This is a genomic window from Peribacillus simplex (genome assembly GCF_001578185.1).
Classification (GTDB): domain Bacteria; phylum Bacillota; class Bacilli; order Bacillales; family DSM-1321; genus Peribacillus; species Peribacillus simplex_A.
The window spans coordinates 111,242-127,010 of sequence record NZ_CP011009.1 but is presented as its reverse complement, the minus strand read 5'-3'; the positions used below and the strand labels follow the sequence as shown (position 1 = coordinate 127,010).

Genomic DNA, 15,769 nt, shown 5'->3' with positions numbered 1-15,769 from the left:
GGTGAATCAATTTGTTTGATTTTAAAGAAAAGATTGTAGAAGCCATTCAGGGAATGCTAGAGGATTTTATTGAATGGGCACTTTTAATGTGTAATGATCTTTTACTAAAGCAAAACGCTGAAGTAGAGTTCCTTTCATCCGTCAATAATCTTTTGCTTGCCCTAACCTCAACGATAGCTATAACGATCATTTTATATAAGATTATTGAGGTTATGTCAAGAAATGCTGCAGGAGATGCCATTGCATACGGACCTGTGATTGTAAATACGTTAAAAAGCGCCCTACTGATTCCAGCGATGCCTTTTGTTCAGAAAATCTTATTAGAAGAAGTTGCTTATAATATGGGAAATTGGATGATTGGCGAAGGAAGTAAGGTTAGTAAGGAAAAAATAGCTGCTATGTTAGAACCCAGAAACTTTGAAACACTTCATTTCCAAGGGGCAGCTCTTCTTATATTGTTAGCTGTCTTTGCAATAGCGTTTATTGCATTCCTATTTTCAGTAGCGATATTTCATGCGGACGTGATGTTCCTATATTTATTAAGTCCGCTTGCTTGTGTGTCGGTTATTGCGGATGATAATGAATATTTAGGAGTTTGGTGGCGTGAATTACTAAGTCAGATCGTTACGATTCTTTCAAAAATCTTTTTATTCGTAATAGCTTTAAGTATATTAATCAATGAAAATCTTACATTTCTTAATTTTCTATTACTCATGGGATGCTGTATTCTCTTGATTAAGAGTCCTTCGGTCCTTAGAAACATGTGGTATTCATCTGGGTCGGGCAGAGGCATGATGGGAGCTATGGGTGGGACAACAAAACTTGCTGCCAGGAGATTTTTATTAAAAAGATAGAGAAAGGCGACTTAATTGTCGTTTTTATTTTGCACTCAGAATAAAGGTGTTGAATTACATATTCTCATTCAACGTGGCATCGTTCTAGTTCTGGCATACATAAGTAATTTGAACAAAAAAACTACTCGGTATGAGTGTTAAAAAGAACAATCATCATAGATTCCAGGAACAAATTTATCTTGTTGCTCTAGTGAGGTTTGTTTATAAATTATTTTAGAAATAACCTCGATAGAATATATATTTCGATCTAATTTGCAAGTATACAAGGTGATTCAAAATAAGTGTTTCAAAGTGATTTAATTATGATTCGAATTGTATACAGAATGATTTGAAGGAGGTATGGTTATGTGTACCGAATAAATCAATAAGAGGATTTAGGAGGGAATGGGATGACATACTTGGAGCAATTCGCACGTAATCGGAGAAGAAGAGAAAAGACCGAGGTATTAACTGCACGCATTCCTGAAAGTTTGTACGGTGATTTCAAAGGTTACTGTGAAGAACTGAATTTATCTATCAGTGAAGCGATTTGTCTGCTGGTAGAACGTGAAATGGCAGGGAATGAAAGGGTATCTGGAGAACTAGCAATCACGGACGAATACAAAATGAATGATGATGTAGTCGATGTGAATACAGAGGTAGTCAAAAAGGTTGCAAAAAGAAGTAATTCAAATACAAATAGATTCGTAACGACACAATGGCAAGTAGACGCACAGCTTCCATGTCCATATTGTGGTCAGTGGTTGGCAGCGACTAACTTCTCCAGACATGCCAAGCGACACTTAACAACCACACAGGATATTTTTACGAATGAGAAATTTAGAGAGAAAATCAAAGAAATGATCCAGGCGAAAAAGGCTGAAAAATGAACTAAATGAAGAGGTGATTTTGGTTTAACAATAGTATATAAGGGTGAAGGGAGTTTATTCCTTGAACGAGCAATCAAATAATAAAAACACAGCTTCAATTAGTGAAAACAGCATAGGCAGGTGGAAAGCAATTATAGAGTCAATCAATGACGGTGTTCTAATGATTGATCATAATGGGTATGAACGAATGATCAATCCTGAATATACACGTATTACTGGTGTTACAACAGCTATCATAGGGAAGTCACTGGGAAAATATCGGTCCTGGGCGCAACCTGAACTTACCGCAGATTCATTGAGACCATTAAAAATATTAAAACTTACTAAACGTTGTAACTCCACATTTACTGATGCTACCCCATACCCATCAAGCTAACAACATAAATTACAAGATACGAGTTGATCATTGTTTTAAAACAAACGAGTAATGAAAAAGTTGACATGACAAAAAAGCCTATTAAAATGCTATTTTTTTGCTAGGCAGCTTGTCTAACCTTCACCGTTTTTTCATATACAACTCCAAGAATATCCAAGACAGTCATCTTCTTATAACGATGACATTTACGACCATTCTTTTTGAGCAGCTGATAAAGGCGATGCAGAATGTTCAAAAGTTCTTCTGTGCCAACTGCCATCGCTTGAAACAGTGACGGGAAGTAATCTTTAATCATATAAATTGCTTTGTATTCACTCAATTCCTTCTTTTTCTTTTCAAGAAGTAACTGTCGCATTTGAAACATGGTAGAAGAACAGAGGAGAATGCCAATGAGTTGGCCATATAAATGGCACTCAAGGCGTTCTTTTTTGATTGGTTTGCATTCATCGATTTCAAAGAATGACTTCCATGTTTTAAACAAAATTTCGATTTGCCAACGCAGGGAATAGAGGGAATGAACATAGTCAGTGGGAACTTCTTCTGGTGATGTATTCGTTATGTAGACATTCATACCCATCAAGTGCTTACTTTTCTCCTTCATGACAATGCCTTTCTTCTTTTCTCGAATCGCTTGGTTTTTTAGGCGTGTTTGCGTTTGATCATCGGTTAAACGATGGATAATGACACGTGCTGGAAGCTTCTGATTTTGACCCATGTATGCTTCAGTGATTTCCAGTGTTTCACCAGAGGTTAGACTGGACATCATTTGTGTCATATCAAGCTGGATGTATTCGGTTTGTTTTTTTACCGTGCCATTGTTGAAAAATTCTGGATCAGGGTTCTTGATATAAATACGTGTATTTAACTTCAACCGAGAAATATAATAAGCCTCTTTATCATGAATGGCTTGTAAGTCTCCTAAATCAAAGTAACCAAGATCACGTAAACATAAATCGCCTTTCTCTACAGTTTCAAGGCAGATGGTACCGTATGTTTTATCATTGTTTTTTCCTGGTCCTACCTGTACGTTTAAAAATTGGCCACTTAATAAATCGTATTCCAATTGGATTTTCACCCCTGCAGTATGACTACTCCCTCCAGAGCCTTGATAATTTGTGGCGAAGGAATCAGGTAGCTGAAATACAGTCGCATCTAAAATCCGAATACGTTCGAAAGCAGAAATCATGTGTGAAGAAAGCGAATGATTTAAACAGAGATTTTGTGTTAGGAGTGAAGTAAAGACTTCTCGGAGGAATGCGACAGCTGCTGGATTAAAGCGCTGATTCAGCCCTTCTGGGCTTATTAGTACACCCATGGAAGCCTCCAAACGACTACATAATTGCGTAAGTGATGTACTAGCGACTTCTTGGCTGAGCCAAACGCACAGGGTGATAAGTCCATTTGCTTGATACTTACTAGATCGTTGTACAAAGCCCACCTGTTTGGCAGTTTCTTGTAGGACTATTGGGGATAGAAAACGTTGTAATTCTTTTGCAAAAAGTGTCAGTTCACTGGAGACGACAGGATTCATAAAAAAACACCATCCTTTCTCGTAAACTTCTTACGATAAGCATAGCGTTTTTTCATTTTTGAAGGTATTGTTTAAACTTAGCTTGATGGGCATGTGGCGAGACCCCATGCCCATCAAGCTAACACCAAAGAGTACTTAAAGTAGATCTATTTCTACAAGTTAATCGTTCATGCAATTAAAGAAAGACATGCCAAATAAGCCTCTGATAGGTCATTTTTTTTCGCTATGCTGCACTCTTGTGACACATGGTATACTGATAGACAACACCCAATATATCAAAGACTGTCTTTTTCTCATAACGGTGGGATTTTCGCCCGTTTTTCTGTAGGAGGACAAACAGGCGAAGTAGAATCTTTGATAGCTCTTGGGTGCTTTTTTGTATCGCTTGAAACAGCAGTAAAAAATAGTCTTTGATGATATAAATAGCTTTATATTCACTAAGTTCTCGTTTTTTCTGGATGAGGAGTAGTTGTCGCATTTGAAACATGGTAGAGGAACAGAGAAGAATGCCAATCAGTTGACCATAGAGATGACATTCTAATCGCTCTTTTTTGATCTCTTTACAATCATCTATTTCAAAGAAGGATTTCCAAGTTTTAAAGAGTAATTCGATTTGCCAACGTAAGGAATAAAGATCGTGAACATGTTCCGTTTCAACATCTTCGGGTAGAGCATTGGTTATGTATACATTCATAGCACTCAATCGTTTACTGCGTTCTTTCATGACAATCCCTTTCTTTTTCGGGCTTGATTTTCCCACCGTTTTCGGGTTTGTTCTTCCGTAAGCCGGTGGATAATGACTCTAGTCGGCAACTTTTGATACTGGCCAATGTAAACGTCAGAGATCTCATAGGTTTGTCCTGGTTTTAATTGATGCATAATCTCTTCCATATCCAATTGAATATACTCGGTTTGTTTTTTGACCGTTCCATTTTTGAAGTATTCGGGATTAGAATTTCGCAGATAAATCCGAGTGTTTAATTTTAAGCGAGAGATATAATAGGCTCCTTTCTTACCCATTTGATAGAGATCTTTCAAGTTAAAATAACTTAAATCACGTATACATAAGTCACCCGTTTCTACCGTTTGTAAGCACGTAGAACCGTAGGTTTTATCATTTTGTTTACCAGGTCCTGAGTGAACGTGCAGGAATTGACCACTGAGGAGATCATATTCTAATTGAACCTTTACGCCAGCTGTATGACTACTGCCTCCAGATCCTTGATAGGCTGAGGCAAACATGTCTGGGAGTTGAAAGGTCGTAGAATCCAAGATTCGTATACGCTGAAACTGAGAAGCGTAACGATGAGGAAGAGCCTGAGAGGCATATAGCTTTTGAGTAAGCAAGGAAGTAAATACCTGTTCTAAGAACTTGACAGCCGAAGGATTAAATCGTTGATTGAGTCCTTCAAGACTTATCAAGACTCCCGTTGAAGATTCTAAACAACTACATAACTGTGTTAGGGAAGTACTCGCTACTTTTTGGCTTAACCACACGCACAACGCTATTAAATCTTTAGCTTGGTACTTACTCGTCCTTTGAACAAAACCTACCTTTTTAGCTAGCTCTTGGAGAGCTTGTGGAGCCAAGGATCGTTGTAGTTCCTGTGAAAAGAGGGTAAGTTCGTCTGAAATTTCGCGACTCATAAAAAAACACCAGCCTTTCCATGATATTACAGAAAGGATAGCGTTTTTTTCGCTTTTGGGGAAATGATTTGCCCTTAGCTTGATGGGCATGTGGTGGAACCCCTAAAAGGGGAACGTTAGACGGTCAAAAAATTGAAGTGAAAAATACTTCTGCTACACCAGGGGATTTTCAAGAAGAAACGCAAATATGGAATATTGAAGTAACAAGCGAGCAAACCGATACTGAAGGGAAAAAGCAAAAGGTTATCACTCCCTATTCTGTCTTACTTAAAGCCAATGGCGACACTTGGAATGTGGACGGGGTGAGGATCGATGAGTGAACAGGCTGCTGTTGAATCAATTGGCAAGGAAGAAGTTAACCAAGGATCTAAGTGGTGGAAATGGTTGATTGGGGGCAGTTTGTTAGCTTCTTCGCCTTTGCTGGTTATGCTTCTTCTGTTATTCGGGTTTATGTTCATGTTTCTCATGATCTTTGGAACGATGACGGAAGAAGGTGAAACAAAGATCATTGGAGGGGAGATTTCGCAAATTGGAGAAAATGAAATCCCTGCTGAATACCTTCCCGTTTATAAAGCTGCTGAAGAAAAATACGGGGTTCCGTGGAATCTGCTTGCGGCTCATCACCGGGTAGAAACCAGGTTTTCAACATTAGAAACTATGGTTTCCCCGGTCGGGGCAATCGGACATTTGCAATTCATGGTTTTAACTTGGATTGGTTGGTCATATCCAGGTGGGGATCGGCTAGGAAATGCAGATAGAATTGATTTTGCGTGTAGTATTGGCCAATCGGTCCCAGCTTCAAAAGACGGTAAGGTGGTTTATGCCGGCTGGCAAAACCCGAATAATCATAAAGAAGGATACGGACTTTATGTGTGGGTGGATCATGGAAATGGTTCTAAAACGACATACGCCCATTTATCCGGTTTAAGTGTAAGTCTGGGTTGTGGAAATGGGTGATGTAGTCGGGAAGTGTGGCAACTCGGGTTCGTCAACGGGTCCACATTTACATTTTGAGATTTTTCAAAATGGATCTCGGATTGATCCGTCACCATTTATCGGTTTATAACCCAGATAACTAAAAAACGGATTCACAGAATCGATTTTGCGGGACTTTTTGGTCAAAGGTAAGGGTATGAGTCTTAAATGTTCTAAAAACAAAAATAAAGCCGTTTAAAAACGTTTTAAATCGATGTGGATAATTTCGCATCTTTAAAAATTTAAAGGAGGGTTTAATATGCCAGCTTTTTTCACACCAGTAACACCTATTCGATATGTATCTTTTAATTTTGAAGGATATATTGATTCATTAAAAGAGAAGTATTTGGTTGACTTATCTTTTTATAATGATTTAACGAAATATGCATCAAACGAAGCACGTTTAGAACAAAAGAAAGATAAATTTGAAATTAAGTTAGATCACTCACACGTTGTGGAACGAGCAAAAGAACGTAAAAATAAACAAACAAATGATACGCCTGTTAATAATAAGAAGTATATTCAAACGAACTTCAGTAGGTCTGTACATGAAGGAGGTGAAAGATGATGAAAAAACGAAACGTAATAATCGCATCCATTCTCATCTTTTCACTCGTAGTCGGTGTATATGCTTATCAATTCATGTTTCCGAAACAAGAATATGCGGTTAGTACATCAGATCCGCTTGCAACGAAAGTTGGAATGGATGTATTAAAAAACGGGGGAACAGCTGTTGATGCTGCTATTGCGATTTCGTATACGCTTGGAGTTGTTGAACCTTATGCCTCAGGAATTGGCGGAGGCGGAGGAATGTTAATCGATCGTGCCGATGCCTCTCCGACATTTATTGATTACCGAGAGGTAGCACCTAATGATGATAAAGGTGAAGAAGTAGGTGTACCAGGATTCGTCGCTGGTATGGATTATATTCATCACAAATATGGGACGTTGCCGATGAATGAGTTAATTGATCCTGCTATTGGATATGCAGAAAAAGGTTTTACGGTGGATCAAGATTTGCATGATCATCTCATATCGTATAGCGGCAACATTGATGAGCAAGAACTAAAAAGCTTTTATTCAAATGGAAAAGCGATTGATACTGGTGATACTTTAAAGCAGTCGGAGTTAGCAGACACGTTGCAAACCATCAAAGAAGAAGGACCAAATGCTTTTTATAAAGGTGAAATTGCAGATGAAATACAGGGTGAAACAGAAATTTCAGTACGTGATCTACGTGAGTATAAGCCTGTGGAACGAAAGCCTTTAATGACGACTTATAAAGGGCATGAAATCATCAGCGCACCTCCTCCGTTTTCAGGTGCAACATTAATTCAAATGTTGAAAATGGCCGACAAAGAAGATGTTTGGAGTTTAAAAGAGAAACACCCAAGCCTTTTCTATCATTATCTCAGTGAAATTTCGAAAGTGGCGTATCAAGATCGTTTGAAAAAGATGGCTGACCCATCATTTATTAAACAAGCATCTGATGACTGGGTGGATGATCACTACGTAAATTTATTAATTAAACAAATTAATGAAACCCAAGCTAACAAAACGAAAGTTAGTGACGTGGAAGAGCACGAAAGTACAACCCACTTCGTTGTCATAGATGGTGATGGAACGGTTGTCTCTACAACGAACACACTCAGTAACTTTTTCGGAAGCGGTAAATATGTAGATGGTTTCTTTTTAAATAATACGCTTAGTACGTTCGGTGAAGGAATTAATAAAATCGAAGAAGGAAAGCGCCCGAGAACGTTCACAGCGCCAACTATTATTCGAGAAGGTGACGAATGGATAATGGCCATCGGTACACCGGGTGGAAATCGAATTCCACAAGTGCTAATGCAAGTAATGGGGAACTATTTTGAAAATAACCAATCAATTAAGAAATCCATTGAAAGCAAACGAGTGATTTTCGAGTCGCATAAGTTTTATTCAGAAGCTGAATTGAATGAACAAACAAAAGATCAGCTAAAAACATATGGGTACGATTTGGAAACTAATGATAACCCAATGTTCTATGGAGGCGTTCAAGCGCTCGTAAAAGATTTAAAGAAAAATAGGATTAAAGGTGACGCAGACTTACGGCGTCACGGTTCATGGGAAAAAGATACTAAATAAAATAATGGAGGATTGAATAATGATCGTAAAACAAATCGTAGGAGTAATTGGCCCAATTGCAATTATAGCAGGAGTAGTTGCTGGACTTGGATTGCTAAAACATCCAGCAACATTATCTCCGATTGGGGTACAGCCACATCGCCATCAAGCTAACAATAACGAGTTACCCCAAAACGATAAAAACGAGTAAGATGTACAAAATTTTCGTTCTGGGGGTATTATGATTTCTTACCTTGATGGGCATGTGGTGATACCCCCTTTATAGAACTAACAGGTGCTTATGGAACTATCGGGGCAGTTTAGTTCATTAAGGAAAAATGAAAAATTTGGATAAATACGAATTAAATAATGATAAAATAAGTTAGTGAATATAGGTGATCTGCTACTACGGCGAGAAAGGATTGAATGTAGTGAAATTTTTTAATACTGAAGTGAGTCTTATATTGGCAGCATCGCTTATCTACTTATTTTACTTATTTAGTTCTGGGGAAGTTATTCTAAATATAGTATTGAATTGGTTGTTCATTTTAATCGTTTCTTTGTGGATTGTAAGAAAAACTCAAAGAGGTGGCATATTCTTAAAAAGCTTATTATTTTTCTTCATATTGTATTTGCATTTATTACATAACGTAGTTACGTACATAAATTTTGATCATTTTTTCACTCAAAAATATGTTGGGGATTTTTTTATAGATATTACTAAGATTAACTTTATACCGTTTGATACTATTTCTAACAATTTATTCGGGGCAACAGTTGCACCAGTTACAATTGTACAGACAGTTGGTAATCTTATTTTATTAACCCCTCTTACTTTTTGTTTATTAACCTTTAAACTTAGTAAGAATGGATTTGTGGCAATGTATATTACGTTTTTTACTTCTCTATTTATAGAGAGTTTTCAATTTTTACAAAATTATGTAGCTACCAGCTTTGAATATGGTGAGGCATATAGATCAGTAGATATAGATGATATTATCTTAAATTCTTTAAGTGGGATTATTGGAGTAATATTATTCAAAATTATGAATAAAAAATTCATATCGAAATTAAATAAGGTACCGGAAACGGACATTCCTTACTAAACTAACAGTTACTTTACTTCAATAATGAAGGTTGCTGAGGCAGCCTTTTTCTTATGGCACTAACGGGGCAGGATAGTTCAATAAAAGTGACATTATTACCTTAAAATTCATTTTAAGTGCTTTTATAAGTAACAAAAAGTTTAAAACTGATGAATGGAACTTCTTAATATTCATTTCTCAGTACAAATTATTTCAAAGAGTAAAAATAATTTTTTATGTAAAATATCAAAAACCTATCTTTATTTGAAAAAGTGAAACCGAATAATCGTTCATAGCGTTATACATATGTACAGCAAAAAAGGGAGGTCCCACATTTGAAGAATGATCAAGAATTAGTCAATAAAATTAGGAGGGGCGATAAAGAGGCGTTTAGTCTATTAGTAAAGGACTTGATGCCGTCTGCTTATAAAACAGCTTATCTTATACTTCGATCTAAAGAACATGCGGAAGATGCACTTCAAAACGCTCTAGAAGGGGCTTATCTTAGCATAATGAAAAATAAGGAAATGACCAATTTTAAGGCATGGTTTTTCCGTATTGTGTACTCACGTTCAATAGACATATATAGAAAAAACAAACGTCATTTACATATTGATATAGATAATCATAATGAAGAACAAATGATAGAGAAAACCGAGTCAGCTCAACAAATCGCTATTCAAAAAGAAAATAAAAATGAAATGATTAGTCATATCATGAAATTAAAAAGAGAACAGAGTATTCCACTTTTACTTCATTATTATGAAGATTTGTCCGTGAAGGAAATATCTCTCATTCTCAATGAAAATATGAATACTGTAAAAACCAGAATGAAAAGAGGAAAACAAAAGTTGGCCGAAATAATGGGGAAACGAAATAATTTCTCTCAGGAGGTTAAGACTAATGGGATCTAAAGAAGAAAAAAGTATCCATTCATTGGACCAGTTACAGGTTCCAACAACTCTTGATAAATTTATCGAAGAACTACCAGAGCGTTATGTGGAAGGGCAAATAAATAAGGAAATAGAAGAACAAATTGATATAGAGTGGAATGCCTTTCAGAATGATTTAAAGAAGAAGGAACCAACTTTTAGGAAAAAGGTAGTTATTTTTTCCTTATCCCTTGCAGCAGCTTTTGGTCTTTTCATTGGTTCGGCTTTTGTATCTCCTGCTATGGCAGAAATAGCTTCTAAAATTCCATATCTAAATTTGTTATTCGAATCTGAGCAAAAGCCAGTAATTGATGAAATTAAAGAGGCTCTTGATGGAAAGGGATATAAATGGGACGGATTAGGTGTTTCGGTTCAACCAAGAGAAGTTAGTGTAATGATAGTTGGGACAGATAAATATTATAATCAAGTTAAATCAGAAGTTGAAGATCTTATAAAAGATATATTGAAGTCAAGAAATTATAATGCCTATGATGTAAAAGTTTCAAAAGCCCCAGTTATGGAGGAGCCGACTGCAGAAGAAAAGAAGGAATCAGAGCAATATCATAAAATTTATAAAATAGTTGAGGAAGTATTACAAAAATATGGTTACAACTCTCTAGGACAAAGAAATGGAATTAGCGATGAGTTAATTGAATTCGAATTACCTAAAACAGAATCGAGAATTGAAGAAATCAAAAAACAAGTTAGAGATAGATTAAAACAGAAAGGGTTCGATGAATTTTCAATAAAGGTTTATACGTTTAATCCTCAGAAAAGAGAGCGTGAAGGAAGATGGATGCCTATCGTAAGCACAATTTCTGATGGATTAACCGCAAAAGCTGAATATAAAGTGAAGCTGGTAGGGTATACAAATAAATTCGATTATTTACCTATTTCCATAGAGACAACTTTGTCTGCTTCAGATACGGACTCAGAAAAGATTGTTGAAGCCATTGAAGAAACTGTTCAGGATTATCTTCATTCAGAGAAAGTCAGGAATATAATTAAAAACGATCAATATGAGATCAATATTTATAGTAACAAGGGAAAAAAATTAAATTAAAGGTTCTAAACAACTAACGGGTGCTTGTGCGGCCGAGCCTAGGTCGTATCATATAGCGGGTGGGATTCCCGTCGAGTAAGAATTAGCCATTCGCTCGTAGCGAGTCTTGGAGGGCTAATGGTAACGTTAGTCTTTAAGCGTAGACAGTTAGGTGACGGGCCGAAAGCCAAATGGTTGAAGGGATTGAGCTCCATAATGTTAGTAAATCGAGAGGGCTGATGCCTTAAGCGCAGCAGAAAGCTACATTTTATTCTTCGTTAAAGGCAAGAAGGATAAAGCCTCTCTGGAGTCAGAGACCTTGGCACGTTATACATTGATATGATGCGGCAACTCGGGAGACCCTTCCGGTCTTTTCTATTTTATTGAAGAGTATGGTGTACAAGCGATAACAAGTAAGGAAACCAAATGCCGTGTAGGGAGTCGGATAGCAGCGTAGTACCAATGAAGTTGGGTAATGCCGATGGAGGGAAGGCTAGCTACCAGTTATCACCCTTACTAGGGAAACATTTACTACACACAGAGGTAGGTATTATAAATGGAAACAAAACTACTAAGGATAGCAGAATTAGCAAAATCCGAGCCTAAAATGAAATTTACATCTCTTGCGCATTTATTAAATGAGCAATCGCTAACACAGTGTCATCATGAACTACCTAATAAAAAGGCGACTGGTGTTAACGGAACGACTAAAGAACAATACAGCGAAAACTTGGAAGAAAATATAAAGGATTTAGTAAGTAGGCTTAAAAGCAAAAGTTATCGCCCTGTTCCAGTAAGAAGGATGTATATCCCAAAACTCAATTCTACCAAGAAAAGGCCTTTGGGGATACCGGAACATGAGGATAAAATTGTACAAAAAGGCATTACAAAAATACTAAATACTATCTATGAAAATGACTTCCTAGATTGTTCATTTGGTTTCCGTCCTAATAGAAATTGCCATGATGCGCTGAAAATACTAAACCATTATATTGAAAAGAAATCAGTAAGTTATGTAGTGGATGTAGATATCAAGGGTTTCTTTGACAACGTTGACCACAAGTGGATGATGGAGTTCTTGAACCTCCGAGTCTCCGACCCTAACCTACAGAGAATAATCAGCAGGTTTCTTAAAGGTGGATACATGGAGGAAGGTAAGAAGTACAAAACAGATAACGGTACACCGCAAGGTGGAGTAATATCTCCGATATTAGCGAATGTATATCTCCATTACGTTCTCGACTTATGGTTTGAGAAAGTGGTTAGGAAACAATGTAAAGGGCAGGCCTACATAGTAAGATATGCAGATGACTTTGTTTGTTGTTTTCAACATAAAAGTGAAGCTCAGCAATTCTTCCATTCAGTAAAGCTTAGATTGAAGAAGTTTAACTTAGAGATAGCCGAGGATAAAACGAAAATTATACCCTTTGGGAGGTTTGCAGAAAATAATGCAAAGCGAGATGGGAGTAATAAACCGGATACCTTTGATTTCCTAGGGTTTACTCACTATTGCGGGAAAAGCAAACAAGGGAAATTTCGAGTGAAACGGAAATCTAGTAATAAGAAAGTCCAAGGTAAACTAAAAGAATCTAAAGAATGGCTGAAGATTAATAGAAATAAAGATATTCATACGATCATGGATAGATTTAAACGCTCACTCATAGGTTATTACAACTATTATTGTATGACCGATAACATACAAATGGTTAACAGCTTCAAAGAGAGACTCGAATACTTACTATTTAAATGGCTAAACAGAAGAAGCCAAAGAAAGTCCTTTACATGGGATAAATTTAATCTCTTTCTCCGTAAATATCCACTGCCTTCACCAAGAATCAAAGTGAATATCTATGAACTAAGAAAAGAGATTAGCTACCTTCTGTAAACGATGACTAGGAGGAGCCGTGTGCGTTAATAGCGCAAGCACGGTTCTGTGAGGGGGAGGAGTACAATTTACCGTAAGGTAGGAAGGCTCCTTTCTACTCGACTACTTCAATAAGGGAGTTGCTTTGACAGCTCTTTTTTATGGAGCTAACGGGGGAGAAAACTTGAAGAAACACAGAGGTGATAAATCTCTGTGTTTCTTCTTTTTTAATATATTTATTAAAACCAATTTTTATATTTTTAGGCACGTTTTCTAAGCCTATTACTAAATAAATTTTACAATTCTTACTTTGTAGGCTCTACAATTATTTTAATTCCACCTATCCATCCTGCTAAAAAGTTTTCAATAACTATTATTGGCTTTTTGTAGGGTTCAATTGTTGTTGGTATAAATGGATTACTTGTTAACTTTCTGTATCCTTTTTGTATTTGCTCCGCACCAAGTAACCTTGTATTTAGAATTTCTTGACTTTCTCCACTAGCAGGATCAGATTTTAAAGATACTTTAACAATATGGTGTGCCACTGTTCCTTCATCTTCTGGTTTAAGATATATTGTAATTTGATAAGAGATATTGTTTTCCAATTCCACTTGTTTGTATATGGCTACATGTTTATCTGAATAAAATACCCATTTTCCATTTAGAGCATTTTCTTCATCTTCTTCTAGGGTAATTGATTCACCAGAGAAGAATTTCCATCCTTTCGGATCACCATTCTCCCATCCATCATCAATAACAGGTACCATAACGATAATTGTATTTTCGTCACTTTCTTCATAACTATTTAATACTTTATATGTGACATGGTATTCACCCGGTTTTGAGGTATCAACATTATTAGATTCTACAGTAACTTTATCTGATATATCTCCATCTATTGGATCGGTTGCTTTGAGTCCGATTGGTTCATAGTTTAACGGATCAAATGCTGTGCCTATTTCAATATCAACATCATATGCCTCTATAGTTGGTTTTGTATATACAGTAACTTCTATTGTATTTTCGTCACTTTTTTCATAACTATTTAATACTTTATATGTGACATGGTATTTACCCGGTTTCGAGGTATCAACATTATTAGATTCTATAGTAATTTTATCTGTTATATCTCCATCTATTGGATCGGTTGCTTTGAGTTCAATTGGTTCATAGTTTAATGGATCAAATGCTAAGTCTTTCTTAATCGCCACATCATGTGCAGCTATAGTTGGTTTCGTATATACTACGACTTCTATTGTCTTTTCATCACTTTCTTCATAACTATTTAATACTTTATATGTGACACGATATGCACCTGGTTTAGATGTATCTACGTTATTAAATTCTACAGTAATTTTATCTGTTATATCTCCATCTATTTCATCAGTTGCTTTAAGTCCAATTGGTTCATAGTTTAACGGATCAAATGCTGTGCCTATTTCAATATCAACAGGATTTGCCTCTATAGTTGGTTTTGTAAAGTATGCTTCAAACAAAGTAACTCCGATCTGATGCTTGTTATTAGCAGCCCCTGTAGCTGAACCGATAACAAAAGTGTATTTCTGATTTAAATCAAATGCAGGATTTAATAACTCCCATGTTTGATATCTTGGACTAGCAGATCTAGTAGTATCATCATTGTTTTTCTCTTGAAGCCTTGCTGTTAGCTTGTTGTTACGTGCATCCCAATTAATAGTTAGAATCCTCCACTTACTATTCGGTGCAGGTATTCTTTGCATAGGCGCTAAGGCTGTTAAGTAGCTTGTATTTCGATTTGTACTTACAAATCCCGCATGTGGTCCATTCATTTGTCCATGCCCAAATGAATCACCTGTTTCATCTGAAGTGGCTTTCCAATACGTATCTATCTCAAACCCTATCCCATTTGGTGCTCCTAGAATCCCTAAGCCTCCGCCCATTTGACCAATAAAACCAATTGATCCTCTATGAAACGCTATAGCAATACCATCAGCTCCACTGCCTTTAGATCCTAGGTATATATCTGCTACGAGAGTAAAATCGTGTCTCATATCAAATGCAGTTTTTCCAGCAATTGCACCTGCTTGAGAATTTATTGCTTCTGTTAAGGTTGTAATGTTAGTATTAGGGTCAAATTTAGCAGAGCCATTTATGCTACATATGTCACGAATATCAAGATATTGACTTTTTTGCTCCTTTTTTTCCACGACAGATTTAGAATCCATAGTTCCCATGGGCCTTCTTCCCTTCATAAAGGATTATTTGAATGTTTTACGAAAATTCATCCTTTTTCATGGAGAATTTACGGGTAGAGAAATAAAATTACGCTTTAATATTAAATGTCATTTCCTAACTCCTTTTAAAAGCATATTTTGGAAAAGCACACTTGAATAATAACATGTTTTTTGTAAAAAATGGCAAAAAATATAAAATTAGGAAAAATTACTCAAATAGGGACATTTGATACTTCTATTTTTACAGAAGTTCCAAGTGAGCCGGGTAAAAAACC

15 protein-coding genes and 1 pseudogene are annotated in these 15,769 nt (G+C 36.4%); 13 read left to right on the top strand and 3 right to left on the bottom strand.

The window, feature by feature from the left end:
* Positions 1-11 precede the first annotated feature (11 nt).
* The 3 genes from UP17_RS25650 to UP17_RS25640 all read left to right on the top strand — a co-directional run bounded on the left by UP17_RS25650 (position 12) and on the right by UP17_RS25640 (position 2,099).
* Positions 12-854, top strand: a complete 843-nt coding sequence (locus UP17_RS25650; RefSeq protein ID WP_061466437.1) for a conjugal transfer protein TrbL family protein — start codon at positions 12-14, stop codon at positions 852-854.
* Between the two features lie 389 nt (positions 855-1,243).
* Positions 1,244-1,723 (top strand): hypothetical protein, encoded by a 480-nt coding sequence (locus UP17_RS25645; RefSeq protein WP_061466436.1) that lies wholly within the window; start codon positions 1,244-1,246, stop codon positions 1,721-1,723.
* Positions 1,724-1,784: 61 nt separating this feature from the next.
* The gene (locus UP17_RS25640) at positions 1,785-2,099 is read left to right on the top strand and encodes a PAS domain-containing protein (protein WP_061466435.1); all 315 of its coding nucleotides are present in this window, start codon (positions 1,785-1,787) and stop codon (positions 2,097-2,099) included.
* A gap of 100 nt (positions 2,100-2,199) precedes the next feature.
* On the opposite strand, the gene UP17_RS25635 is transcribed toward UP17_RS25640, so the two are convergent.
* A complete protein-coding gene (locus tag UP17_RS25635; RefSeq protein ID WP_061466434.1) occupies positions 2,200-3,630 on the bottom strand; it encodes an IS4 family transposase in 1,431 nt (476 codons plus the stop codon).
* Positions 3,631-3,853: 223 nt separating this feature from the next.
* Positions 3,854-5,277 (bottom strand): annotated as a pseudogene (locus UP17_RS25630) (IS4 family transposase).
* 137 nt (positions 5,278-5,414) lie between these two features.
* Between UP17_RS25630 and UP17_RS25625 the strand changes: the two are divergent.
* From UP17_RS25625 to ltrA, 10 genes are all read left to right on the top strand, one after another.
* Positions 5,415-5,597 carry a hypothetical protein gene (locus UP17_RS25625; RefSeq protein ID WP_061466433.1) on the top strand — a complete coding sequence of 61 codons (183 nt, stop codon included), beginning with the start codon at positions 5,415-5,417 and terminating at the stop codon, positions 5,595-5,597.
* Positions 5,590-6,234, top strand: coding sequence for a M23 family metallopeptidase (locus UP17_RS29395; protein WP_061466432.1), 645 nt, complete (start codon positions 5,590-5,592; stop codon positions 6,232-6,234). Before UP17_RS25625 ends, UP17_RS29395 begins: the two co-directional genes overlap by 8 nt.
* Positions 6,227-6,343, top strand: coding sequence for a M23 family metallopeptidase (locus tag UP17_RS29390; protein WP_081109057.1), 117 nt, complete (start codon positions 6,227-6,229; stop codon positions 6,341-6,343). The genes UP17_RS29395 and UP17_RS29390 overlap by 8 nt, the downstream gene beginning before the upstream one ends.
* A 168-nt stretch (positions 6,344-6,511) precedes the next feature.
* Positions 6,512-6,820 (top strand): hypothetical protein, encoded by a 309-nt coding sequence (locus UP17_RS25615; protein WP_061466431.1) that lies wholly within the window; start codon positions 6,512-6,514, stop codon positions 6,818-6,820.
* Positions 6,817-8,379, top strand: a complete 1,563-nt coding sequence (locus UP17_RS25610) for a gamma-glutamyltransferase family protein (RefSeq protein WP_061466430.1) — start codon at positions 6,817-6,819, stop codon at positions 8,377-8,379. The genes UP17_RS25615 and UP17_RS25610 overlap by 4 nt, the downstream gene beginning before the upstream one ends.
* 19 nt (positions 8,380-8,398) lie before the next feature.
* Positions 8,399-8,569, top strand: coding sequence for a CapE family protein (locus UP17_RS28140; protein ID WP_155727559.1), 171 nt, complete (start codon positions 8,399-8,401; stop codon positions 8,567-8,569).
* A gap of 220 nt (positions 8,570-8,789) precedes the next feature.
* Positions 8,790-9,464 carry a VanZ family protein gene (locus tag UP17_RS25605; RefSeq protein ID WP_061466429.1) on the top strand — a complete coding sequence of 225 codons (675 nt, stop codon included), beginning with the start codon at positions 8,790-8,792 and terminating at the stop codon, positions 9,462-9,464.
* A gap of 314 nt (positions 9,465-9,778) precedes the next feature.
* Positions 9,779-10,357: an RNA polymerase sigma factor gene (locus UP17_RS25600; protein ID WP_061466428.1), complete on the top strand. Its 579-nt coding sequence runs from the start codon at positions 9,779-9,781 to the stop codon at positions 10,355-10,357.
* The gene (locus UP17_RS25595) at positions 10,347-11,438 is read left to right on the top strand and encodes a DUF4030 domain-containing protein (protein ID WP_061466427.1); all 1,092 of its coding nucleotides are present in this window, start codon (positions 10,347-10,349) and stop codon (positions 11,436-11,438) included. The genes UP17_RS25600 and UP17_RS25595 overlap by 11 nt, the downstream gene beginning before the upstream one ends.
* Before the next feature lie 535 nt (positions 11,439-11,973).
* A complete protein-coding gene (gene ltrA, locus UP17_RS25590; protein WP_061461610.1) occupies positions 11,974-13,302 on the top strand; it encodes a group II intron reverse transcriptase/maturase in 1,329 nt (442 codons plus the stop codon).
* Between the two features lie 284 nt (positions 13,303-13,586).
* On the opposite strand, the gene UP17_RS25585 is transcribed toward ltrA, so the two are convergent.
* A complete protein-coding gene (locus UP17_RS25585) occupies positions 13,587-15,485 on the bottom strand; it encodes a lectin-like domain-containing protein (RefSeq protein ID WP_061466506.1) in 1,899 nt (632 codons plus the stop codon).
* Positions 15,486-15,769: the final 284 nt, after the last annotated feature.

Coding starts and splice junctions, on each gene's coding strand:
- UP17_RS25645 (WP_061466436.1), top strand. CDS start 1,244: ATGACATACTTGGAGCAATTCGCACGTAATCGGAGAAGAAGAGAAAAG.
- UP17_RS25635 (WP_061466434.1), bottom strand. CDS start 3,630: ATGAATCCTGTCGTCTCCAGTGAACTGACACTTTTTGCAAAAGAATTA.
- UP17_RS29395 (WP_061466432.1), top strand. CDS start 5,590: ATGAGTGAACAGGCTGCTGTTGAATCAATTGGCAAGGAAGAAGTTAAC.
- UP17_RS29390 (WP_081109057.1), top strand. CDS start 6,227: ATGGGTGATGTAGTCGGGAAGTGTGGCAACTCGGGTTCGTCAACGGGT.
- UP17_RS25615 (WP_061466431.1), top strand. CDS start 6,512: ATGCCAGCTTTTTTCACACCAGTAACACCTATTCGATATGTATCTTTT.
- UP17_RS25610 (WP_061466430.1), top strand. CDS start 6,817: ATGATGAAAAAACGAAACGTAATAATCGCATCCATTCTCATCTTTTCA.
- UP17_RS28140 (WP_155727559.1), top strand. CDS start 8,399: ATGATCGTAAAACAAATCGTAGGAGTAATTGGCCCAATTGCAATTATA.
- UP17_RS25595 (WP_061466427.1), top strand. CDS start 10,347: ATGGGATCTAAAGAAGAAAAAAGTATCCATTCATTGGACCAGTTACAG.
- ltrA (WP_061461610.1), top strand. CDS start 11,974: ATGGAAACAAAACTACTAAGGATAGCAGAATTAGCAAAATCCGAGCCT.
- UP17_RS25585 (WP_061466506.1), bottom strand. CDS start 15,485: ATGGATTCTAAATCTGTCGTGGAAAAAAAGGAGCAAAAAAGTCAATAT.